The 22,806-nt window shown below is 71.1% G+C and carries 19 protein-coding genes; 10 read left to right on the plus strand and 9 right to left on the minus strand.

Going from position 1 to position 22,806, the window contains the following annotated elements; translation table 11 throughout:
• Window positions 1–55 precede the first annotated feature (55 nt).
• The 3 genes from thiE (at window position 56) to NRF20_RS32635 (ending at window position 2,664) form a co-directional block, all read left to right on the plus strand.
• A complete protein-coding gene (gene thiE / locus NRF20_RS32625) occupies window positions 56–709 on the plus strand; it encodes a thiamine phosphate synthase (protein WP_398629650.1) in 654 nt (217 codons plus the stop codon).
• A gap of 99 nt (window positions 710–808) precedes the next feature.
• Window positions 809–1,726 carry a methylenetetrahydrofolate reductase [NAD(P)H] gene (gene metF, locus NRF20_RS32630; protein WP_413753784.1) on the plus strand — a complete coding sequence of 306 codons (918 nt, stop codon included), beginning with the start codon at window positions 809–811 and terminating at the stop codon, window positions 1,724–1,726.
• A gap of 50 nt (window positions 1,727–1,776) precedes the next feature.
• Entirely contained in the window at window positions 1,777–2,664 is an 888-nt protein-coding gene (locus NRF20_RS32635; RefSeq protein ID WP_413753785.1) for a hypothetical protein, read from the plus strand.
• 91 nt (window positions 2,665–2,755) lie between these two features.
• On the opposite strand, the gene NRF20_RS32640 is transcribed toward NRF20_RS32635, so the two are convergent.
• The 5 genes from NRF20_RS32640 to NRF20_RS32660 form a co-directional block, all read right to left on the minus strand.
• Window positions 2,756–4,267 (minus strand): phytoene desaturase family protein, encoded by a 1,512-nt coding sequence (locus tag NRF20_RS32640; RefSeq protein ID WP_413753786.1) that lies wholly within the window; start codon window positions 4,265–4,267, stop codon window positions 2,756–2,758.
• Window positions 4,268–4,297: 30 nt separating this feature from the next.
• Window positions 4,298–4,915 (minus strand): DUF4126 domain-containing protein, encoded by a 618-nt coding sequence (locus NRF20_RS32645; RefSeq protein WP_398629646.1) that lies wholly within the window; start codon window positions 4,913–4,915, stop codon window positions 4,298–4,300.
• Window positions 4,916–5,312: 397 nt separating this feature from the next.
• Window positions 5,313–5,924, minus strand: a complete 612-nt coding sequence (locus NRF20_RS32650; protein ID WP_266361946.1) for a TetR/AcrR family transcriptional regulator — start codon at window positions 5,922–5,924, stop codon at window positions 5,313–5,315.
• A 29-nt stretch (window positions 5,925–5,953) separates the two neighbouring features.
• Window positions 5,954–8,041: a YhgE/Pip family protein gene (locus tag NRF20_RS32655; protein ID WP_413753787.1), complete on the minus strand. Its 2,088-nt coding sequence runs from the start codon at window positions 8,039–8,041 to the stop codon at window positions 5,954–5,956.
• Window positions 8,013–8,801 (minus strand): ATP-binding cassette domain-containing protein, encoded by a 789-nt coding sequence (locus tag NRF20_RS32660; protein ID WP_413753788.1) that lies wholly within the window; start codon window positions 8,799–8,801, stop codon window positions 8,013–8,015. Before NRF20_RS32660 ends, NRF20_RS32655 begins: the two co-directional genes overlap by 29 nt.
• Before the next feature lie 168 nt (window positions 8,802–8,969).
• On the opposite strand from NRF20_RS32660, the gene NRF20_RS32665 reads away from it, so the two are divergent.
• The 3 genes from NRF20_RS32665 (at window position 8,970) to NRF20_RS32675 (ending at window position 11,046) form a co-directional block, all read left to right on the plus strand.
• Complete coding sequence (locus tag NRF20_RS32665; protein WP_398629643.1) at window positions 8,970–9,497, plus strand: SAV_6107 family HEPN domain-containing protein; 528 nt, start codon at window positions 8,970–8,972, stop codon at window positions 9,495–9,497.
• 102 nt (window positions 9,498–9,599) lie between these two features.
• Window positions 9,600–10,358 (plus strand): class I SAM-dependent methyltransferase, encoded by a 759-nt coding sequence (locus NRF20_RS32670; protein WP_398629642.1) that lies wholly within the window; start codon window positions 9,600–9,602, stop codon window positions 10,356–10,358.
• A gap of 295 nt (window positions 10,359–10,653) precedes the next feature.
• Window positions 10,654–11,046, plus strand: coding sequence for a DUF3040 domain-containing protein (locus NRF20_RS32675; protein ID WP_398629641.1), 393 nt, complete (start codon window positions 10,654–10,656; stop codon window positions 11,044–11,046).
• Between the two features lie 380 nt (window positions 11,047–11,426).
• On the opposite strand, the gene NRF20_RS32680 is transcribed toward NRF20_RS32675, so the two are convergent.
• The 4 genes from NRF20_RS32680 to NRF20_RS32695 all read right to left on the minus strand — a co-directional run bounded on the left by NRF20_RS32680 (window position 11,427) and on the right by NRF20_RS32695 (window position 17,094).
• A complete protein-coding gene (locus tag NRF20_RS32680; RefSeq protein WP_413753789.1) occupies window positions 11,427–13,850 on the minus strand; it encodes a DUF3488 and DUF4129 domain-containing transglutaminase family protein in 2,424 nt (807 codons plus the stop codon).
• Window positions 13,847–15,238: a DUF58 domain-containing protein gene (locus NRF20_RS32685; RefSeq protein WP_413753790.1), complete on the minus strand. Its 1,392-nt coding sequence runs from the start codon at window positions 15,236–15,238 to the stop codon at window positions 13,847–13,849. Before NRF20_RS32685 ends, NRF20_RS32680 begins: the two co-directional genes overlap by 4 nt.
• A complete protein-coding gene (locus tag NRF20_RS32690; protein WP_413753791.1) occupies window positions 15,238–16,287 on the minus strand; it encodes an AAA family ATPase in 1,050 nt (349 codons plus the stop codon). The genes NRF20_RS32685 and NRF20_RS32690 overlap by 1 nt, the downstream gene beginning before the upstream one ends.
• 243 nt (window positions 16,288–16,530) lie before the next feature.
• The gene (locus NRF20_RS32695; RefSeq protein ID WP_398629637.1) at window positions 16,531–17,094 is read right to left on the minus strand and encodes a beta-class carbonic anhydrase; all 564 of its coding nucleotides are present in this window, start codon (window positions 17,092–17,094) and stop codon (window positions 16,531–16,533) included.
• Window positions 17,095–17,474: 380 nt separating this feature from the next.
• Between NRF20_RS32695 and rsmH the strand changes: the two genes are divergently transcribed.
• From rsmH to NRF20_RS32715, 4 genes are read left to right on the plus strand one after another with little or no spacing between them, the layout of a single operon-like run.
• Window positions 17,475–18,440, plus strand: coding sequence for a 16S rRNA (cytosine(1402)-N(4))-methyltransferase RsmH (gene rsmH / locus NRF20_RS32700; protein WP_398629636.1), 966 nt, complete (start codon window positions 17,475–17,477; stop codon window positions 18,438–18,440).
• Between the two features lie 49 nt (window positions 18,441–18,489).
• The gene (locus NRF20_RS32705) at window positions 18,490–19,074 is read left to right on the plus strand and encodes a septum formation initiator family protein (RefSeq protein ID WP_398629746.1); all 585 of its coding nucleotides are present in this window, start codon (window positions 18,490–18,492) and stop codon (window positions 19,072–19,074) included.
• Between the two features lie 4 nt (window positions 19,075–19,078).
• Window positions 19,079–21,061 carry a penicillin-binding transpeptidase domain-containing protein gene (locus NRF20_RS32710; protein ID WP_413753792.1) on the plus strand — a complete coding sequence of 661 codons (1,983 nt, stop codon included), beginning with the start codon at window positions 19,079–19,081 and terminating at the stop codon, window positions 21,059–21,061.
• A gap of 18 nt (window positions 21,062–21,079) precedes the next feature.
• On the plus strand, window positions 21,080–22,804 hold the full coding sequence (locus NRF20_RS32715; protein WP_413753793.1) for a UDP-N-acetylmuramoyl-L-alanyl-D-glutamate--2,6-diaminopimelate ligase: 1,725 nt from the start codon (window positions 21,080–21,082) through the stop codon (window positions 22,802–22,804).
• Window positions 22,805–22,806: the final 2 nt, after the last annotated feature.

Genomic DNA, 22,806 nt, shown 5'->3' on the forward strand with positions numbered 1-22,806 from the left:
ACCCCCGCTCCGTACCGACAGCCGCTCCGCAACGCTCTCCAGGGGGAACCGCATCATGTCCACGCCTCGCGTGCTGCTGTCCGATGCCCGGCTCTATCTGTGCACGGACGCCCGCAGGCGCCAAGGTGACCTCTCCGCGTTCCTCGACGCCGTCCTCTCCAATGGGGTGGACATCGTCCAGCTGCGCGACAAGGGCATGGAAGCGGCCGAGGAGCTCGAACACCTGACGGTCTTCGCCGAAGCCTGCAGGCGCCACGGCAGCCTCCTCGCGGTGAACGACCGGGCCGATGTCGCCCACGCCATCGGCTCCGATGTGCTGCACCTCGGCCAGGGCGACCTGCCGGTCCCCGCCGCCCGCGCCATCATCGGCGAGGACGTGGTGATCGGCCGCTCCACCCACGCCGAGTCCGAGGTCGACGCGGCCGTCGCCGAGCCCGGGGTGGACTACTTCTGCACCGGCCCCTGCTGGCCCACCCCGACCAAGCCCGGCCGCCACGCCCCGGGCCTGGACCTCGTGCGGTACGCCGCCTCGCTCGACCAGCGGCGTCCGTGGTTCGCCATCGGCGGGATCGACGCGGGCAATCTCGACGAGGTGCTGGACGCCGGAGCGCGCCGGGTGGTCGTCGTACGGGCGATCACCGAGGCCACCGACCCGGCCGCCGCCACCGCCGAGCTGGCCAAGCGAGTCCGGGCGCGCACCGGAGCGTGATCCGGCCAGATGTCCGAAGGGTGGACAAACAACCAGTCAATTCGGGCAATTACCGCTGGTCTGGTCCTGTGGTCGTCGCGCTCTGGTTAACCTGCCCGTATGGCCCTTGGCACACCTTCTACCAGGACAGATCACGCGCGCACGGTGCGTGAGCTCCTTGCGACCGGCAAGACTTCGTATTCGTTCGAGTTCTGGGCGCCCAAGACCGAGAAGGGCGAGCGGAACCTCTGGAATGCGCTGCGCCGTGTCGAGGCGGTGGGGCCGAGCTTCGTCTCCGTGACCTACGGGGCCGGTGGCTCCACCCGGGCCGGGACGGTCAAGGCCACCCAGCAGATCGCCGCCGATTCCACCCTCACCCCGGTCGCGCACCTCACGGCGGTGAACCACTCCGTCGCCGAGCTGCGCAACATGATCGGGCAGTACGCCGACGCCGGAATCCGGAACATCCTCGCCGTGCGCGGAGACCCGCCCGGCGACCCGATGGGCGAGTGGGTCGAGCACCCGCAGGGGGTGCGGTACGCGGCCGATCTCGTCCGGCTCATCAAGGAATCCGGCGATTTCTGCGTCGGCGTCGCGGCATTTCCCGAGATGCACCCGCGCTCGGCCGACTGGGACACCGACACCCTGCATTTCGTGGACAAGTGCCGCGCCGGCGCCGACTATGCGATCACCCAGATGTTCTTCAATCCGGAGGACTATTTGCGGATGCGTGACCGCGTGGTCGCTGCGGGTTGCGAAACGCCGATCATCCCCGAGGTCATGCCGCTGACCAGCGTCAAGCAGTTGGACCGGTTTGCGCAGCTCAGCAACGCGTCTTTCCCTTCCGCGCTGAAAGAACGCATCCTCGCCGCCAAGGACGATCCCGCCGCTGTACGCTCCATTGGCATCGACTTCGCAACGCAGTTCTGCGCGAGGCTGCGATCCGAGGGTGTGCCCGGACTGCACTTCATTACGCTCAACAACTCGACGGCGACGCTCGAAATCTACGAAAATCTCGGACTGCACAAGCAGTCGTGACCGGCCGTACCCGCCACGACACGGGGCGGTGGCCGTAGGAGGGGGCGGGCATGGGCTGGACAGTCCTCTATATCGCGTTCGGAATCGTCGCGCTGTGGCTGCTCGGCGAGGTGCTCCTGCAGTACAAGGCGCGCCTTCGCTGGCGTCTGCTCGCCTTCGCGGGCTTCGGCTGTGTGGTCGTCGGCGTACTGATGCCGTCCGTGTTCGTCATCGCCGTCGGCGCGATCGCGTTCGCAACCGGTCAGACGTACGTCACGCTGTCCTTCAGGCGCGGCTTCTCGACCGGCTGGGCGATAGGGGGCAGCCCCGGCGAGAGCCGTCGCCGCCGGGGCGGGGGCGACCGGGGCAGCCGCGGGCCCACGCTCGAGGTGTCGGACCTGGAGATGGAGTACGACGAGCAGGTCCCGCAGCGGGCGGATGCCACGGCACCGGGGGCCGCGGTCTACGAGCCGGAGCCGATGCCGGACGACACCGGGCAGTACGGCGTCTACAGCGTTCACCCGCAGTCGCAGCAGGGACAGAACCGGGGCCGGCAGCCCGAGCAGCAGCCCCAGTACGCGGCGTACGACCCCTACGCCGACCACTCCACGTACGCGGCGCCCGGCCAGGACTCGTTCGCCGGTCAGGACTCGTTCGCCGGGCAGTACGACTACGGCACGGGCCAGCAGCAGTACGCCGCGTACTCCGACCCTTACATCGGGACCGGCACCACCGGCGGCTCCACGCAGCACGCCGCGTACGACAGCTACGGCAACGGCTACGACAGCCACGGCGGCCAGCAGCAGTACGCCTCCGACACCCCGCCCGGCGGCGTCTGGGTGCCACAGCAGCGCGAGGGCGAGCAGTACCCGCCCGCACCTCCGGAGGAGCCCGCACAGCCTGCCCCGTACCCGAACGGCTACGACACCGGCTACAACGAGCAGCAGTACCGCTACTGACCTCGGACCGGCAGGAGCAGGGTGCCGCGGGAGTGACCGAGATCGGACGTGCCCGGCACCCCGGTGGCACCGCCGACCGGCGGCCTCTCCCTCATTGGGAGCCCCGGAACCCGTCCCCCTCCACGATCAGCCCGGCGACCAGCGCCCCCGACATCCCCGCGTGGGCGAGCCCGCCACCCGGATGAGACCAGCCGCCCGCGGCGTAGAGCCCCGGCAGCCGGGTGCGATTGCCGGGATGCAGATACGCGCCCCCCGCCCCGGCCAGCGCGGGCGCGGGCACCGAGCCGCCCTCGGCGCCGGTGTCGGCCGCCGTCTCGGCCGGGGTCCGCACCTCGGCGTGGAGCAGCCGCTCCCGTATGCCGGGCACGGCTGCGTCGGCCGCTTCGATCAATGCTTCGGCGCACCGCTCGCGCAGCGCCGCGTCCGTCCAGTCCACCGCGCCGTGCGGGGCGACCGTCGCCATCAGCGTCACCGCCTCGTGCGCGTCGTCGGGGCGGGTCGACGGGTCGTCCGGGCGCAGCACCGTCACCGTCGGGCGGTCGGCGAGCCTTCCGCCGAACACCGCCTCGCGCTCCGCCCCGCCGACCGCCGGGTGCACCAGGGTCCGGTGCACGGCATCCGCGGGCCGGGGGCCGCGCAGCGACAGCAGGACCAGGAAGCGGCCCGGCACCACTCCCTGCCCCGGCTGCACCGCGACATCGCCGTCCCGCCACAGCTCCTGACCGGGCACCAGGTCCGGATTCGGACGCGCCCCCAGCACCACATGGCCGGCCTCGGCAACCGTCCCGTCCAGGAGCTCGACGCCCGCCGCCCGGCCGTCCTTCTCGACGACCCGGGCCACCTCGCCGCCGAAGACGAACTCCACCTTCCGGGCCAGACACCGCTCGTACACCGCCTGCGCCAGGGCCCGGATCCCGCCGGAGACATACCAACTGCCGAAGGTCTCCTCCATGTACGGCAGCAGGGCGGCCGCCGCCGGGGCGCGCAGGGGGTCGAGCCCGTACGACAGGGCGTACCCGTCGAACAGGGCGGCCAGCCGGGGGTCCGAGAGCTCCCACGCGCCGACCTCCGTCACCGTGCCCGCCTGACGGGCCGAGCGCAGCAGCCGGCGCTGCCGGAGCGCGGGATACGGATCACGGCCGAGCACCTGCCAGTCCGAGCGCAACGGCTCCTCCAGCAGCGGACGCCGGGACCGGTCCCAGGCATCGCGCGCCCGGTCGAGGAACTCGCCCCAGGTCACGCCCGCGCCGCCCCCGAGCGCGGTGTCCAGGGCGGCGACCACCCCGGCCCGTGAGGCATTCGGCAGCGAAACCGCCGTGCCGTCCGCGAAGATGTGGCGGCTCGCCGGATCGACCTGGGTCATCGTGACGCACCGCTCCAGCGGCTCCTTGCCCGTCTTCACGAACAGGTCGCGGTAGACCGCGGGCAGATGCAGCAGTGTGGGACCGGTGTCGAAGGCGAAGCCCTCATGGACATACCGGCCGACCGAGCCGCCGAAGGTCTCCGACCGCTCGTACACCGTCACCCGGTGGCCTGCCACGGCGAGCCGGGCGGCCGCCGCCATCGCGCCCATCCCGGCGCCGATCACCGCAATTCGTGCCATGTCAGTGACCTTAGCGGCCGCCTCCGACACTCAGTCCAGTGGCCAGTGCGCACCGGTCCCGGCCAGGCGTTTCTCCTCGCGGCGCTGGGCCCTGCGGCGCAGGAACCGGCGGATCCGGGAGGCCAGGAAGACCAGTATCACCATGCCGAGCAGCAGCAGTGCCGCGGCGATGCCCGCAGCTGCCAGCGGATGGAATATCGCGAACGTGACGATTCCTGCGACGCCCAGGTCCTCGGCCGTGCTCACCGCGATATTGCTGAACGGCTCGGGGGAGGTGTTGACCGCCATCCTGGTGCCGGCTTTCACCAGATGGCTCATCAGCGCGGTGGAACCGCCCACGGCCCCGGCCGCGAGCTCCGGCAGCGAACCGCTCTCGCCGGCCAGCAGCGCCGCCACGACGGCACCGGCGACCGGCCTGATGACGGTGTGCGCCGAGTCCCAGACCGAGTCCACGTACGGGACCTTGTCCGCCACCACCTCGCACAGGAAGAGCACACCGGCCACGACGAGGACATCGGTGCGCTGCAGCGATGCGGGCACCTCGTCGGTGATCCCGGTCGCGCCGAAGACACCGAGCAGCAGGACCACCGCATAGGCGTTGATCCCGCTCGCCCAGCCGCTTGTGAACACCAGAGGGAGTACGGACACGGACGCGATCGTAACCAGACGGCGATCGGCCCGGAGTGGGGTTCGGTGCGCAGCCCTGAGTATCCGTACCTAGGCAACGAGATGAGTAGGTGCGCGGATGGGCTCCCACCTGCGCGGACGGGAGACTTGAGCCCACGGAGAGGGGCGCGGCACCGGCACCGCCGACACGGGGCGGCGGAACGGGCGCGGCACTCCTTCCGGAGCGGGGGCACGACGGAGAGCCCGGGGACCACGGGGGAAAACGGGGGTCACGGGGGAAGGTTCTCCGGCTGCACAGCAGACGCCGGTCCGGCGCAGGCTCGGGGGGATCGAGCCTCGCCGGACCGGCGTCTTTGTGCCTCGGTGCGGGCGGCCGCGGCGGGGGTGTCCCGGCAGCGGGGGCCGGCCCCCTCGGGGATCAGCGCCCGCTGACGCGCCCGTGCAGCAGCAGCGACAGCGCCGAGTGCACATCGTCGATCGACCGCTCCGGCTGGAACGCCTGCCAGTCCAGGGCCGCCACCAGCACCATGCCGACCAGGGCGGCAGCCGTCAGCTGGATGTCGATCTCCTCGCTGAGCTCACCGTTCTTCACGCCCTCGCGCAGCACCTTCTCGACCACGGCGACGGCCTCCTGACGCACCACCAGGAGGGTCGACTGCCAGGCCCGGTTGGTGCGCCACAGCTCTGCGACGTACAGCTGGGTGAAGGCCGGATAGCGGTCGATGAAGACCAGGCCGGCCCTGATCATCGCGTCCAGGGCCTGGACCCGGGTGCCGCCGCTCCCCTCGGTCTCCTCCGCCGCCGAGCTCAGCGATGCCGTGAGCAGCCCGACGCCGTGGCGCAGCAGCTCCTCGAAGAGCTCGGTCTTGCTCTTGAAGTTGTAGTAGACCGTGCCCTTGGCGACCCCGGCGCGCTCGGCGATCTCGTCCACCGTGGTCGCCGAGAAGCCCTTCTCTGCGATGAGAGTCACGGCCGCCTCGTAGAGCTTCTGCCGGGTGGCCTGGCGGCGCGTGGTGCTACTGCTTTCCATGCCCCTGATTCTCACAGGTCCGGGTGTGCTCACAGGCTCAGCTCCGGGTGAAGCCGGTCCAGGGTCCATACCTGCTTGCGGCGTGCGGCGACCGCGGTCAGGGCGAGCGCCCCCACCGTGAAGGCCAGCAGCACCGCGCAGCCCTGCCAGACCGGACCGAGCCCGCCGCCCGTGATCAGCCGGCGCAGCCCCTCGACGACGTAGCTCATCGGCAGGTAGGGGTGGATCGCGTTGAAGAATCCGGGGCTGGTCTCGACGGGATAGGTGCCCCCGGCCGAGGTCAGCTGGAGCATCAGCACCGCCAGCACAAGAATCCGTCCCGCAGCCCCGAACCGGGCGTTGAGCCACTGCACGATCGCTGCGAAGCAGCAGGTGACCAGCGCCAGGAAGCCGATCGTTCCGGCGGCACGGGTCATCTGCAGACCGAGCCCCCAGTGCAGTACGGACATCAGGGCGGCCACCTGCAGCACACCGATGGCGGCCACCGGCAGCCAGCCCGCGAAGGCGATCCGCCACGCGGAGGCCCCGGCGGCGAGTGCGCGCCGATTGAGCGGCTGGATCAGCATGTACGCCACCATCGCACCGACCCAGAGGGAGAGCGGGATGAAGTAAGGGGCGAAGCCGGTCCCGTAGTTGGGGGCCGCGTGCAGCGACTTGGAGGCGAGCTGTACCGGGTCGGCCATGACTTCCGTACGCGCGTCGCGGTCCTTCTTGCCGTAGTCGGGGATCTCGCCGACGCCGTCGTTGAGTCCCTGGGCGAGGGTGGCCGAACCGTCGCTGAGCCGGATCAGCCCGCCGTCCAGGTCGTTCGCGCCCTTCTTGAGATTGCTCACCCCGGTGTCCAGGTCGGCGGAGCCGGTCTTGGCCGTGGCCAGGCCGGTGTGCAGTTCGTCCGCTCCCTTGGCGACCTTGTGGGCGCCGGTGTTGAGCGTGTTGACCTTCTTCACGGCGGACTTGAGGTCCTCGTCCAGGTGCGGCGCGCTCTCGGCGAGGTCGTTGGCCTGCTGTTGCAGCGTGGTCAGCTGGGTGCGCAGCTTCTTCAGATCGCCGTTCTGGTTCGTGACCAGCACATTCACATCGTCGGCGACCTTCGCGACATCGGCCGCCGCGGTCTTCGCGCGCTTCAGCGGCGGGCAGGCGGTGGGGTCGGCGAGTGGCTGCTCCGTGCACGTGGTGCGGTAGACCTCGGCCAGTTCGTCGGAGGCCGTGTGGGCCGCGGTGGCCGCGGTGGGCGCCGCCTTCACCATCAGGTCGAGGTTGTCCCGTACGGTCTGCGAGGTGTCGGCGACCAGCCGGGCGGTGTCGCCGATGGACTTGCCGTTGTCCTTCAGGAACGGGCGGACGTCGGCCGCCACCCCGTTGACCTTGTCGGCGAGCAGCTGGGTGCCGTCGGCGACCTGCCGGGAGCCGGTTTCGAGGTCGCCCGCGCCCTTGTTCAGCTTGACGATCCCACCGGCCAGACTGCTGCTGCCGGCCTTGGCGTCCTTCAGTCCGTCCGCGAGATCCTGCGATCCCTTCTTCGCCTTGCCGATGCCGCCCTTGAGGTCGTCGGCGCCCTTGGCGGCCTCCGCCGTCGCATCGTGGAGGTCGGAGAAGCTGATGAAGATCTGGTCGAGGAAGCCGCGTGAGGTGGTGGTCGACGCGGCGGTGCGCACCTCGGAGAACACCGTCCGGGAGATCTGCCCGACGATGTAGTTGTTGGCGTCGTTGGTCCGCACCTGGAGGGCACCGGTCTCGGGGGAGTCACCCGAACTGGACGCGATCCGCTTGCTGAAGTCCGACGGCATGGTGAGCGAGAGGTAGTACGTACCGTCCTCGACGCCCTTGTGCGCCTCGGCGGAACTCACCTCGTGCCACTCGAAGGTCTTGGAGTCGAGGAGCTCGCCGGTGATCTCGTCGCCGACCGCGATGTGCTTTCCGGCGGCGGTGGTGCCCTTGTCGTCGTTGACCAGCGCGACCGGGATCTTGTCGAGGCGGCTGTACGGGTCCCAGAAGGAGCACAGGTACAGGGCGCCGTAGAGCAGCGGCAGAAGCAGGAGCGCGATCAGTGCGGCGACCGGCAGCTTTCCCCTGCCGAAACGCTTCAGCTCAAGCGCGGCCAGTCTCGGCGAACGCATCGGCCGGTCCCTCCTCGGTCGTGGTTTCCTCGGCTGAGGTGTCCTGCGCGTCCGCCGGTGCGGCCGTGGTGTCGGTACGTACGGTGACGGCGCCCTCGGGCGCCTGGCTGCACACGGCGAGCACGGTCGTCCCGCTGTCGGCGATGGACCGCAACAGCTCCCAGGCCTGGGCCCGTTCGGCGTCGGAGAGCTTGAGATCGGTGTCGTCCACCGCGAGCAGCCGGGGCCGGCCGATCAGCGCGAGGGCGATGGACAGCCGCAGCGCCTCCAGCCGTTCCAGATCCCGGACGGAGGTCCGCTCGGCCTTGGGCATGGCGGCGGGGTCTAGTCCGGCGGCGTCCAGCGCCGCGTCGATCCGTTCCTGCGCGGTGGCGATGCGCTCGGCGCGCGGACGCAGCAGAGCGCGCAGCGAACCGTCGAAGCGGCGCTGCAGCAGGGCCCGCTCCCGCAGGTGCTCGGCGACGGTGAAGGCCGGGTCGAGCTCGTTGACCCCGGGCACCGGGCCCAGTGCGCTGATGCGGCGTACGGCGGCCATCTGGCGCGGCAGACGCAGTCCGTCGATCTCCGCCTGGCCCTCGGTGGGGCGCATCCGGCCGGCGAGGGCGAGCAGCAGGCAGGTGCGGCCGGAGCCGGACGGGCCCTCGATCGCCACGAGTGAGCCGGGCCCGGCCTTGATGCCCACGCCCCGGAAGGCCCAGCCGCGTGGTCCCTCGAGCCCCAAATCCTCGGCGGTGACAGCTGCACCGTGCGGGCTGTCCACAGACCCTCCCCTACTTTTTAGACTGACTGGTCAGTCTAAAAAGTATCCCGAACTCGCGATCGAAGCAAAACGGCAGGTCAGGGGGTGGGCGGGCCCGATTGTCAGTGGTGCCCCTCACGATGGATACATACGGCCACGGAGCCGTTGCACGAGACAGGAGGTTTCGTCATGGCCCACTCGTCCGCAGCAGCCGCACCCCGGCGCCGCGCAGACGGCCCTGCCCCCTCACTGACCGGTCCGGCAAGCGATGTCCATCCCGTTATGCGCCGTACCGCGGCGCCGCCCGCCGCCCTCGATCTGCTCGCCCAGGCCCGCACCGGCCTCGACGAGGCCGCCGTTCTCGATGTGCCGAACGAGCGGTATGCCACCGCCCACCTTGCCGCGCTGCGCACCGCTGCCGCCGTGCTCGCCGTGCGGGGCCGCCCCGAGACCTCCCGGAGGCGCCGGGAGCGGATCCGCAGCGCCTGGGAGGTTCTCCCGGAAATAGCCCCCGAGCTGACCGAATGGAGCGCGCTGTTCGCCTCCGGCGCCCGTCGCAGGGCCCGCGCGGAAGCCGGTATACCGGGCGCTGCCAGCCGGCGGGACGCCGACGATCTGCTGCGTGACGCGGCGATGTTCCTGCGCCTGGTCGAGCGGCTGCTGGCGCTTCAGCCGGTGCTCCCGCAGGCCCGGAGGGAGCGGCCCGACGCAGGATGACGGCGACGGGGGCGCGAGGCAATAGGGTGGACAGCACTTGTACCACCTGCACTGTTCACGCTCCGCCGTCAGTGGCGGCACCGTGCCGAGGAGTCATCTGCCGTGTCGGACCAGCTGCGCCCCCGCGCATCCCTCCGTACCGCTGTGGTCTGGGAGGTCCTGAAGGACGCCCTCGACCGCCAGGTCAAGGCGACCGGCAGGGACGCCCTGGACGTCCTGGACACCGGCGGCGGCACCGGCAACTTCGCGGTGCCGGTCGCCCGTCTCGGCCACCGGGTCACCGTCGTCGACCCCAGCCCCAACGCGCTCTTCGCCCTGGAGCGCCGAGCCGCCGAGGCCGGGGTCGCCGACCGGGTCCGCGGGGTCCAGGGCGACATCCACGGCCTGTTCGAGGTGGTGGAGCCCGGTGGTTACGACGCGGTGCTGTGCCACGGAGTCCTGGAGTACGTGGACGACCCCGCCGAGGGTGTGCGCAACGCGGTCGAGGCGCTCCGTCCGTCCGGTGCGCTCAGCCTGCTCGCCGCCGGGCTCGGTGGCGCGGTCCTGGCCCGGGCGCTCGCCGGTCACTTCACCGAGGCCCGGAAGGCGCTCAGCGACCCGGCGGGCCGCTGGGGAGACGGGGACCCGATGCCCCGGCGCTACACCGCGGAGCAGCTCACCGAGCTGGTCTCCGCGGCGGACGTCGAGGTCGGCGCGGTCCACGGCGTACGGGTCTTCGCCGACCTCGTACCGGGCGTCCTGGTGGACACCGAGCCCGGTGCCATGGAGGCCCTGCTCAAGCTGGAGGCGGCCGCGGCCGAACTGCCCGCCTTCCACTCGGTCGCGACGCAGCTGCACGTTCTGGGCACGAAGCGCGCCTGAGTGCGCGGCCGCCGACGGGTGGTAGCTCAGCTGTAGCGCGGCTGATCAGGGACGCAGCCGCAGATGGAGTACGTCCCAGGACGCCCGATCGGGGGCTTCGCCACGTATGATCGGGGGACACCATCCGGCATGACGGATCGGAGGTTGGGGAATCAACGCCTCAGCAGCTGGGCCGTCATGGCGGCCCGGACGGGCTGATTGGCAAAGAGGGCGGGTTTCACGGGGGCGATTCCCTGCCTATCCTGGAAGGGCCGCATACCGGCCGCCCCCCGCGGCCGACGACGAGGAGGACTCCGTGCCGCTCTCGGAGCACGAGCAGCGAATGCTCGAGCAAATGGAGCGAGCGCTGTACGCCGAAGATCCCAAGTTCGCGACAGCGCTCGAGGGAAGCGGGCTGCGTACGTACACCCGGCGACGGGTCTACCAGGCGGTCGCAGGCTTCCTGGTGGGTATCGCGCTCCTCATGGCCGGAATGGTCGCCCAGCAGATCTGGATCAGCGTGGTGGGGTTCCTCGTCATGCTCGGCTGCGCGGTCCTTGCGGTCACAGGTTGGCGCAAGGCGCCCAAGCCGGGCGAGCGACAGGCAGCCGGAGGCGGCGGCGAGGGCCGTCAGCCCAGGCAACGCCGGACCGTGATGAATCGGATCGAGGAGCGGTGGCAGCGCCGCCGTGACGAGCAGGGCCAATAGGGCCTCGGACAGTCTTGGGTGAGGGGCGGCTGCAATTTCTGCGGCCGCCCCTCATGTGTGCCCGGGGTCGGCCTTCGGCCCGCCGCTGCCCTCAAATGCCGGGCAGGCCCGAAAATCGAGCCTGCCCGGCGCTTGAGGACGCACCTCCAGCCGGGGCAGCGCGAGGAAGCTCCAAACCTGTCCGGCCATTCAGGGCAAGGGACTGTCAGGAGCGGGTCCCAGGAAGCTTCAAGCCTGTCCGCTGCCGGGGGCGAAAGGCTGCCGGGCGGGCCCGGGGCGCCTACCGGCCCGTCCGGCGACTGAGGACAGAGGCAGGGCCGCAGGCCAGGGCCACCGTCACCCCTGCCGGCGTGACGGAGCCGGGTCGCAGGCCGGCCCCGTCACCCCTGCTGGCGGGAAGGCCGTCGCAGCCAACCGGTCCACCGGTCCCGGCCCCACCGCGCCGCCCACCTGCCGGTGAACGCCGCCCAGCGGTCCGAGGCCGCCCAGATCACCCGAACGGCCGAGCGTGGTGCCGCGACTGCGCGGATCCGGGCGAACCGCCCGGCCGACGCCCGCAGTCCGGCGCGCACCGTCTCCACGTCCTCGGCGAGCCCGGTACCCGACCGGGGCTCCGGCGCGTAGAGCACCTGCTCCACCGCCCCCGCCACGCGGTGTACCGCGGCGGCCTCGTCGGGGCCGAGCTGCCCCAGCCGCACCACCCGGGCCGCCGCCTTGCGCGGGGTCCGGGAGTCATCCGGCTCGATGCCGTGGTCCCACGCCGTGTCGATGATCTCCTGCCAGGCCGCCAGTGTTCTGGCCGTAGCATCAGCCGGCGTACGCCCGGTGGAGAAACTCAGCCGGCGCCTGCGCGCCCGAACCCGCCAGAGCATTGGCAGCAATGGCAGTGCCAGGATCACCAGGGCGGCCAGGACCAGCCCGAGGACGGTGCCTGTCGGCGTCCCGGAATCCGTCGGAGCCGCTACCCCCGGCACCGCCGAGCTGCCGCACTCGCCCTGCTTGCGCATCTGGGCCGGGCAGCTGTCCGCGACGGACGGCGCGACCGTCGGAGCGGCCGAGGCGCCCTTCTCCGGCTGGGCCGGGTCGAACGTGCCGCCGGCGGGGGCGTCCGACTGGGTGTAGGACGGGGCGGTGCCCCGCGTCGGGGTCGGTTCGAAACGGGTCCACCCGATGCCCTCGAAATACAGCTCGGGCCAGGCATGAGCATCGCGCAGCCCCACCGACACCGAACCGTTCGGCTGCGCAGTGCCGGGAGTGAAGCCCACCGCGACCCGGGCCGGAATGCCCAGCGTCCGCGCCATCGCGGCCATGGTGAACGAGAAGTGGACGCAGAAGCCCCGCTTGTCCTTCAGGAACCGGCCGATCGCCGCGCTCCCGGTGCCCGAGTTCACCGAGGTGTCGTAGGTGAAGCCGCCTTCCGAGGCGAAGAAGTTCTGCAGCTTCACCGCCCGCTCGTAGTTGTTGGCGGCGCCCTTCGTCACCCTGTCCGCGGTCTGCCTGACCACCTTCGGCAGGGAGTCGGGGACACTGGTGTACTCGCGCTGCAGAGCGGCCGGCGCGGTGCCTGCCGCGGCGAGCTGGTCGGCGGTCGGCTGGACCATCAGACTGGAGACCTGGTACTGCGCACCGCGGGTCGTCTCCCCGCGGTCACCGACGAGCGTCCGCCCCATCGGCTCGTACCGCCAGCGCCCGCCGATCCTGACCTCGGTGGCGGGGTAGGGGAGCGGCAGATAGGTCTGCTGGTAGGAACGGGAAGCGGAGATGTTCGACCTGATCTCCGTGGCCAGGACGTCCGGGCCGAGGCCGTCCGGGGTCGGGAGCCGCTTCGGTACATCCTTCAGACTGCGCGTGGAGGGCCGCCACTCGCTTCCGTTGAACTGATCCAGGGCCAGGATCCGCAGATAGAAGCCCTGCGGGTCACCGGAATCGGTGCGGTAGGACATCACCTCGCGGTTCTCCGGCTGGTTCAGATTGTTCTGCAGCGAGACCAGGGGGTTGACCGCGGAGATGGTGCCTCCGCCGCTCCCCTTGCCGTTCGTGTCGCCCGTACCGGCCAGCAGACCGCTGTCGAGCGCGGGCAGCGCCGCCGGTACGACCAGTGAGATCCCCAGCGCAAGCGCGCCGATGCGGCGTCCGGTGCGGACCGGGGCCGTCGGGCGGCTGCCGGAGAACGCCGCACCGACCGCCGGTCCGCCGGCGGGGCCGGCCGCGCCGCTGAAGACCCGCCCCCACTGGGAGAGCCGGTCCCGGCCCTCGGCCAGCAGAAGCAGCAGATAGCCACCGGCCGCGAGCAGGAACCAGAGCCAGTCCGCTCCGCCCTCGGAAAGTCCCGCGGCCACCGAGTACAGCGCGAGGAGCGGCAGACCGGCCGGGGCCGCGCTGCGGAACGTCACAGCGAGGGCGTCCACGGCCAGGCCGACCAGCAGCACACCGCCGATCAGCATCAGCCGGATGCCGTCCGTCACGGGCGCCGGAGCGGCGTACCTCCCGACATCCTCGGCGCCCGACGTCAGCAGAGCCGCGAGCCGCTGGACGGCCTCCGGACCCGGCAGGACACCGGCCAACGCCTGAGTCCTGGCGAACACCATCGTCAGCAGAACAAGCGTGACCAGTGTCTGCGCCGCGACGATCAGCATCCGGGGCATGGGCACCCGGCGGGCGAGCGCGCCCATCCCGCTCTGGACCGCCAGCAGAAACGCGGCCTGCAGGATCCACCCGGCGGGCTCGACCAGCGGCAGCATCGAGCCCGCCGCCATCAGCGTCGCCGCGAAAGCGCACAGCGTCAGCCGACCACGACCGCTCATGACCATCCCCCGGAGAAACCTGTCGTGCCACCTGTGGTGCCGCCGACGGCAGCGGACTGCGTCGCCAGGCCCTGGTGTCCCGCCTGCTGCCAATACCGGGCGAGACCGGTCCCCGGCGCCACCGCCACCGCCGTCCAGCCCGATTCGCGCAGCAGCCGCAGCCGCCGTTCGAACGCCGTGTCCGCCCCCGCGGGCGCGACGGCGCCCTGCGCCCAGGCCGTGTTGTCCAGTACGAACGCGACGGCGCCGCCACTGCGCTGCCGCATCCGGGCCGCCACCGCCGCCTGCTCCTCGTCCAGATCACCGAAGAACGCGATCAGCAGCCCTTCGTTGCCGCCGCGCAGCACGTCGTACGCACGTGACAGACCGCCCCCGTCGGAGTGATCGACCACCGCCAGGGTGTCCATCATCAGCCCCGCGGAGTCGGCGGACTCCTGCGTCGATCCGGCGAAGCCTCCTTCGCCCTCGCCCGGAACCGCGTTCCCGTCGTCGGTCAGCAGCCGGACCGCGAAGCCCCGCTCCAGCATGTGCACCAGCGTGGATGCCGCACCGGACACCGCCCACTCGAAGGCGGAGTCGGGCCCCGTCCCCTGATAGGCGATCCGTCGGGTGTCCAGCAGCACCGTGCACCTGGCCCGCTGCGGCTGCTCCTCGCGGCGCACCATCAGCTCGCCGTAGCGCGCAGTGGAGCGCCAGTGGACCCGGCGCAGATCGTCGCCGTGCCGGTAGCCGCGCGGAATCACGTCGTCGTCACCGGCCAGCGCCAGCGAACGCTGCCGTCCCTCGCCGTACCCGGAGGCCTCGCCCGCCAGCCGTACCGGCGGCAGCGGCTCGGTCCGCGGAATGACGACGAGGGTGTCGTACGCGCTGAACGAACGAGTCAGCTCGCACATCCCGAACGGATCGCTCAACCGCAGCTGCAGCGGCCCCAGCGGATAGCGCCCGCGCAGATCCGACCGCACCCGGTAGGAGACCTCGCGACGGCCGCCCGCCTCCACCCGGTCCAGCACGAACCGGGGCCGCGGCCCGAGCACATAGGGCACCCGGTCCTGCAGCATCAGCAGCCCGCTCGGCAGCCGCGACACGTTCTCCATGCGCAGATGGACCCGCGCCTCCGTGCCCGCGGGCACCCGGGACGGCGAGAGCCGCCGAGTGCCCGCGACCCGGTAACGGGTGCGGACGAGCACCACGACACAGACAAGTGGCAGCGCGGCGAGCAGCAGCCCGACCCGCAGCAGATCCGCCTGTCCCAGCACATACGCGCAGATCGCCGCGGCGATACCGGCCGCGAGGAAGGACCGCCCGCGCGTGGTCAGCCCGCTCAGAGCGGCCCGCAGACCGCCCTTGTCGTCGCCGTCGTCCATCGCGGCCGGCCCCCCGGAGGTCATCACACCCGCCGTACGCCGGGCTGCTGCCGGCTGTACACCGGACGGCCCGGCTGGTGCTGGGGCTGCACCTGGGCGGCACCGCCGCCGGCGGTGGGTACCGGAGTCTGCTGCAGGATCTCCAGCACGACCTGCTCGGCGGTACGACGGTTCAGCTGGGCCTGTGCCGTCGGCAGCAGCCGGTGCGAGAGCACCGCGACCGCCAGCGCCTGCACATCGTCCGGCAGGCAGTAGTCCCGGCCACTCAGCGCCGCGGAGGCCTTCGCCGCGCGCAGCAGATGCAGGGTGGCTCGCGGCGAGGCGCCGAGCCGGAGATCGGGATGGCTGCGGGTGGCCCCGACGAGCTCCACCGCGTACCGCCGCACGGCGTCGGCCACATGGACCGTTCGTACGGCGTCGATCAGTTTCACGATGTCGTGAGCGTGCGCCACCGGCTGCAGATCGTCGAGCGGCGAGGTCCCGCCGTGCACATCGAGCATCTGCAGCTCGGCGTCCGCACTCGGATAGCCGATCGACACCCGGGCCATGAACCGGTCGCGCTGGGCTTCGGGCAGCGGATAGGTGCCCTCCATCTCCACCGGGTTCTGGGTGGCCACCACCATGAACGGGTCGGGCAGCTCGTACGTGTGCCCGTCGATGGTGACCTGGCGCTCCTCCATCGACTCCAGCAGTGCCGACTGGGTCTTCGGCGAGGCCCGGTTGATCTCGTCGCCGATCACGATCTGGGCGAAGATCGCGCCCGGTTTGAACTCGAAGTCGCGCCGCTGCTGGTCGAAGATGGACACACCGGTGATGTCCGAAGGCAGCAGGTCCGGTGTGAACTGAATGCGCCGCACCGAGCAGTCGATGGACCGCGCCAGCGCCTTGGCCAGCATTGTCTTCCCGACCCCGGGGACATCCTCGATGAGGAGATGCCCCTCCGCCAGCAGCACGGTCAGCGAAAGCCGTACGACCTCAGGCTTGCCTTCGATCACGCTCTCCACCGACCTGCGCACCCGCTCCGCAGTCGTGGTCAGATCTGTGAGGCTCGCTCGATCGTCATAGGTCGTCACCCGGCCCTCCTCGGCCCTGCCCCACGCTCACCAGGAGCAGGGGATACCCCATCCACGGGCCGACGCGCATGCAGCGGCCGGCCCACCCCGAAACACGGACACCCCTCCGGAAACGTCCGGCGGGATGCCACATGCGCATTCTTGTTGCCGTTACCGCTTCGTGTCACTCGCCTGTGGACAAGTGGGGGCGATATGTCGGGGTCGGTGGGGTTATCGGTTCCCGACGAACACCCGTCCGGGTGGTCAGGAGACGGGAAGGATCTCGCGCAGCAAGCCGCTGGTCACATCGAAGACGAAGCCGCGGACGTCGTCGGTGTGCAGCAGGAACGGCGAGGTGCGCACGCGTTGCATCGACTGCCGTACGTCCTGGTCGGCGTCCTTGTATGCCTCGACCGCCCAGACCGGACGCTGACCGACCTCCACCTCCAGCTCTTGGCGGAATTCCTCGGTGATCGATTCCAGGCCGCAGTTCGTGTGATGAATGAGTATGACGCTGCGGGTGCCGAGAGCCCGCTGGCTGATGGTCAGCGAACGGATCACGTCATCGGTGACCACGCCGCCCGCGTTGCGGATGGTGTGGCAGTCGCCGAGCGACAGACCGAGTGCGTCGTGCAGGTCGAGCCTCGCGTCCATGCAGGCGACCACGGCGACGCGCAGCACCGGCTTGGCGTCCATGCCCGGGTCGTCGAATTCGGCGGCGTACCGGACGTTCGCCTCGACGAGGCGGTCGGTGACGGTGCCCCCGGTGCGGGCCGGGTCGGCAGCGGGCACGGAAAGCTCGACGGGAGAGTGCGCGGAAGTCGACATGGATATGACGTTAGCTCTCACCTCTGGCCCCGTCGTGCTGTGAGAAGGGACAAAGAACGTCAACGAGACTTGTTGTGAGGTAACCCACAAGCCTCACAGCTGTCCATTCGACCGGGTGAACGGCGGGCAGGGCGACGCGCTGCCCGGCTGATTGATCGGGAATCGATCGAATGGCAGGGTGGACTAAAGTGACGGGAAGTTACCGACACCCTGCACATTCCGTAGATTTCCCCCGTGTGTGCGGCGTGCGTACGGTCCGGCCCTCTCCCGCTCGCCGGTCGACCGACGCCCCTTCCCCGGCGCCGGCCGACCTCCCCTTCTGAGCGGGCGGGGACCAGGCCGTACGTGCAGCCACGCGGGACCTGAGCCTGAGAGGGCGCATGAGCCAGACCCGACACGTCCCGGTGATGCTCCAGCGGTGCCTGGACCTGTTGGCACCGGCTCTGGAGGCGCCCGGCCCGCCGCAGCCCGTGGTGGTCGACTGCACCCTCGGCCTCGGCGGACACAGCGAGGCGCTGCTCTCCGCCTTCCCCTCCGCGCGGCTGATCGCGCTGGACCGTGACAAGGAGGCACTGCGGCTCTCCGGCGAGCGGCTCGCCCCGTACGGAGACCGGGCCACCCTGGTGCACGCGGTCTACGACGAACTGCCCGAGGTACTCGCCAGACTCGGCATCCCCAAGGTCCAGGGTGTCCTGTTCGACCTCGGTGTCTCCTCCATGCAGCTGGACGAGGCCGACCGCGGATTCGCGTACGCCCAGGACGCCCCGCTCGACATGCGCATGGACCAGACGACCGGCATCGGTGCGGCCGAGGTGCTCAACACGTATCCGCCGGGCGAACTGGTACGGATCCTGCGGGCGTACGGCGAGGAGAAGCAGGCCAAGCGAATCGTCTCCGCGATCGTGCGCGAGCGCGAGAAGGAGCCGTTCAGCAACAGCGCCCGGCTCGTCGAGCTGATTCGTGACGCGCTGCCGCAGGCCGCCAAGCGCACCGGCGGCAACCCTGCCAAGCGCACCTTCCAGGCGCTGCGCATCGAGGTCAACGGCGAGCTGACCGTCCTGGAGCGGGCCATTCCGGCCGCCGTGCAGAGCCTCGCGGTCGGCGGCCGTATCGCCGTCCTCTCGTACCACTCGCTGGAGGACCGGCTGGTCAAGCAGGTCTTCGCGGCGGGCGCCGCCACCACGGCGCCGCCCGGACTGCCGGTCGTGCCCGAGCGCTATCAGCCCCGGCTGAAGCTGCTGACCCGCGGCGCGGAGCTGCCCACGGAGGAGGAGATCGCCGAGAACCGGCGTGCCGCCCCCGCCAGGCTGCGCGGCGCCCAGCGGATCCGCGAGGAGGAACGATGAGTGTCCGGCGTCCGGGAACCCGGACACCGGCGACACCCGGGGCGGCGTGGTGAGCAAACCGGCCGGGCAGTTGAAAGGGCGGGCGGCGCGGCTCGCCCGGCTGATGCCGTCCGGGCCGAGCAACGCGGCCCGGACGCCCTTCGTCCTGCTGGTCGTGCTGCTCCTCGGCGGCGGGCTCATCACGCTTCTGGTCCTCAACTCGGCCCTCAACGAAGGATCGTTCAGGCTGAGCGAGCTGAAGAAGCGGACCACGGAGCTCACGGACGAGCAGCAGGCCCTCCAGCGCGACGTCGACAGCTACTCCGAGCCGGACGCCCTGGAGCGGCGCGCCCGCAAGCTGGGCATGGTGCCCGGCGGCAGCCCCGCCTTTCTCGATCCGGACGGTAAGGTCCGCGGCGTAGCCGCCGAGGCCAGCGCCGAGCCGACCCCCGCAACGCCGCCGCAGAAGCCCAGAACCTCCCAGGCGCCCCCCGCGACCGCACCGTCCGCCGCCTCGGCGCCGGCCGCCGGCTCGCCCTCTCCCTCGATGTCGGCCACCCCTTCGGGCGCCGCCGTGAAGCCCAGCACCTCCGCGGCCCCGCCCGCCGCGCCGCGTGCCCCGGCCAACCAGCCCTCGACGAGCCCCAGCAGGTGACGCAGTGCCTTCCAAGGAACCACCGCGCCGCCGGGTCCCCGGCCCCGCGCGCCCCCGCAGCTCCGCAGGCGGCCAGGGACGCCCCCGGCCCGCCGCCCGCCGCCCGTCGTCCCCGGCACCGCGCGCCCGCACGCCCCGCAGCCGGCCCGCGCGCCCCCTCCGCCTCGGCAGCCCGCGTCCCCGGCTACGCCTGGTCAGTCTCGCCCTGACGCTCGTCATGCTGACGTTCGTCGTCCGACTCCTCCAGGTCCAGGCCGTCGACGCCAACGCGTACGCGGCCAAGGCCAAGGAGAACCGCTACCTCAGCTACACGATCTCCGCCGAGCGCGGCGAGATCACCGACCGCAGCGGTATCGCGCTGGCCACCAGCGTCGACGCGTACGACATCACCGCCGACCCGTCGATGTTCACGCCGGAAATCAGCAAGGCCCCCGACGCGCCCCAGCAGGCGGCGGCGCTCCTCGCCCCGATCCTCGGTGCCGACGCCTCCGAACTTACCGAGAAGCTGTCCAAGAAGGGCCGCTACACCGTCCTGGCCCGCCGCCAGACCCCGCAGGTCTGGAATCAGATCAAGGACCTCAAGTCCGTCTTCGCCGAGAAGGCCGCGAAGGACAAGGCGGCCGGCGGCGCCGGAGCCAATGTGCTGGCCGGGGTCTTCCAGGAGTCGACGACCAAGCGGGTCTACCCGAACGGAGAGCTCGCCGCCGGGATACTGGGCTATGTCAACACCGACGGCAAGGGCGCAGGCGGCCTCGAATCGCAGCTGGACAACGAGCTCGCGGGCGAGGACGGCAAGATCAAGTATGCCCAGTCCGGCGGCCGGCGGGTACCCACCGCGGGTACCAAGGAGGTCCCGGCCGTCGCCGGGTCCGACGTCGAGCTGACCATCGACCGCGACATCCAGTGGGCCGCCCAGCAGGCCATCACCGACCAGGTGAAGAAGTCCAAGGCGGACCGCGGCTATGTGATCGTGCAGAACACCAGGACCGGCGAGGTCCTCGCCATGGCCAACGCGCCCGGCTTCGACCCCAACGACCTCTCGCGGGCCGATGCGGCGTCGCTGGGAAACGCGGCGCTCCAGGACGTGTACGAACCCGGCTCCACCAGCAAGGTCATGTCCATGGCAGCCGTGCTGGAGGAGGGGGCCGCCACCCCCGGAACCCATGTCACCGTCCCCAACCGGCTGCACCGCGGCGACCGGCTCTTCAAGGACGACATCGACCACCCCACCTGGTACCTGACGCTCAACGGTGTACTCGCCAAGTCGAGCAACATCGGCACGATCCTGGCCACCGGAGAGCTCGGCAAGACCCAGGCCGAGGCCAACAAGGTCCTCTACTCCTACCTGCGCAAATTCGGGATCGGCTCGCCGACCGGTCTCGACTACCCGGGCGAGACCCCCGGCATCCTCGCCAAGCCCGAGGACTGGTCGACCTCGCAGCAGTACACGATCCCGTTCGGCCAGGGCCTCTCGCTCAACGCCATGCAGGCCGCCTCCATCTACTCGACGATCGCCAACGGCGGGGTGCGCGTCGCGCCCACGCTGGTACGTGGCACCAAGGGCCCCGACGGCCGCTTCAAGGCCGCCGCAGCCCCCGAACGGACCCGGGTGGTCAGCGAGAAGACCGCCAAGTCGCTCGCCGCCATGCTGGAGTCGGTGGTCGGTGACGAGGAAGGCACCGGGACGAAGGCGAAGATCCCGGGCTACCGGGTGGCGGGCAAGACCGGTACGGCCAACCGAGTCGATCCGGTACGCGGCGGCTACCACGGCTACACCGCGTCCTTCGCGGGCTTCGCACCCGCCGACAACCCGCAGATCACCGTCTACTGCGCGATCCAGAACCCGACCAAGGGCAGCTACTTCGGCGGCCAGATCTGCGGACCGATCTACAAGCAGGTCATGGAGTTCGCACTCAAGACCCTCCAGACCCCACCGTCCGGCAGCAAGCCAGCCCGGCTGCCGGTGTCCTTCAAACCCGGCGAGTGAACACGGGGAAACCAGCCAGTGACAACCATCACCCCCGATCCCGGGAACCGGAACGGGAACCACCAGACCCCCGCCCCCTCACTTCGCGAGAGGCCGGGTGGGCCCGGTACGCTCACCGCCGTGCCCCACGCTGATCAGTTCCAAACCACCCAGAAGGACGCCCCTGTGAACTACCCGGGAGCGCCCCGCCCGGATCGGCTCAGGCCGACGCCCCTCGGCGAGCTGGCAGCCCGGCTGGGAGTCGAACCGCCGGGAACCGGCGAGGTCACCGGCATCACCCACGACTCGCGGGCGGTCCGCCCCGGCGATGTGTACGCGGCCCTGCCGGGCGCCCGCTTCCACGGCGCCGACTTCGCGGCCCAGGCTGCCGGCCTCGGCGCGACGGCGATCCTCACCGACCCGGCCGGCGCCGAGCGCGCCGCCACCACCGGACTGCCGGTGCTGGTCACCGAGGACCCGCGCGGCCGGATGGGCGAACTCGCTGCCGAGATCTACGGACGGCCCGGCGCCGACCTCCTCCAGATCGGCATCACCGGAACCTCCGGCAAGACCACCACCGCTTACCTCATCGAGGGCGGCTTCCGGGGCGCCGGGCGTGCCACCGGGCTGATCGGCACCGTGGAGACACGGATCGGCGACGAGCGCATCAAGTCCGAGCGCACCACCCCCGAAGCCACCGACCTGCAAGCGCTGTTCGCCGTCATGCGCGAACGCGGCGTCGACTCGGTGACCATGGAGGTTTCCAGCCACGCCCTGGTGCTCGGCCGGGTCGACGGCTGTGTCTTCGACGTCGCGGTCTTCAACAACCTCAGCCCGGAGCACATGGAGTTCCACTCCGGAATGGAGGACTACTTCCAGGCCAAGGCGCAGCTCTTCACCCCGCTGCGCAGCCAGCAGGGCGTCGTCAACTTCGACGACGAGTACGGCCGCAGGCTGGTCACGGAGGCATCCGTCCCGGTCGTGACCTTCTCCGCCGAGGGCCACCCGGACGCCGACTGGCGCGCCGAGGACGTCGAAGTCGGGCCGCGGGGTTCCACCTTCACCGTCGTCGGCCCCAAGGGCGAGCGGATCGCCGCCAGGGCCCCGCTGCCCGGCCCGTTCAACGTCGCCAACACCCTCGCCGCGGTCGTCACGCTCGCCGTAGCGGGCCTCGACCCGCAGACCGCAGCCGACGGTGTCGCCGCCGTTCCGGGCGTCCCCGGCCGCCTGGAACGCGTCGACGCCGGACAGCCGTACCTCGCGGTCGTCGACTACGCACACAAGACCGACGCCGTCGAATCCGTGCTGCGCTCCCTGCGGAAGGTCACCGAGGGCAGGCTGCACATCGTCCTCGGCTGCGGCGGCGACCGCGACACCACCAAGCGCGGGCCGATGGGCGCCGCCGCGGCCCGCCTTGCCGACACCGCAGTACTGACCTCCGACAACCCCCGTTCCGAGGACCCCCTCGGAATCCTCGCCGCAATGCTCGCGGGCGCCGCCGAGGTGCCCGTCCACGAGCGGGGCGACGTCCTGGTCGACGCCGACCGGGCCGCCGCCATCGCAGCCGTGGTCGCCCGCGCCGAGCCCGGTGACACGGTGCTGATCGCCGGCAAGGGCCACGAGCAGGGCCAGGACATCCATGGCGTGGTACGCCCCTTCGACGACCGCGTGGTTCTGCGCGCGGCCATCGAGCGGTCCCTGGGACAGAGCACCGAGAGCGCCGCCCACCGCGCCCACACCCACGAGAACAACAGTCAGGGATGACC

The organism is Streptomyces sp. R-74717, assembly GCF_047305335.1.
In the GTDB taxonomy this organism is placed as follows: Bacteria; Actinomycetota; Actinomycetes; order Streptomycetales; family Streptomycetaceae; genus Streptomyces; species Streptomyces atratus.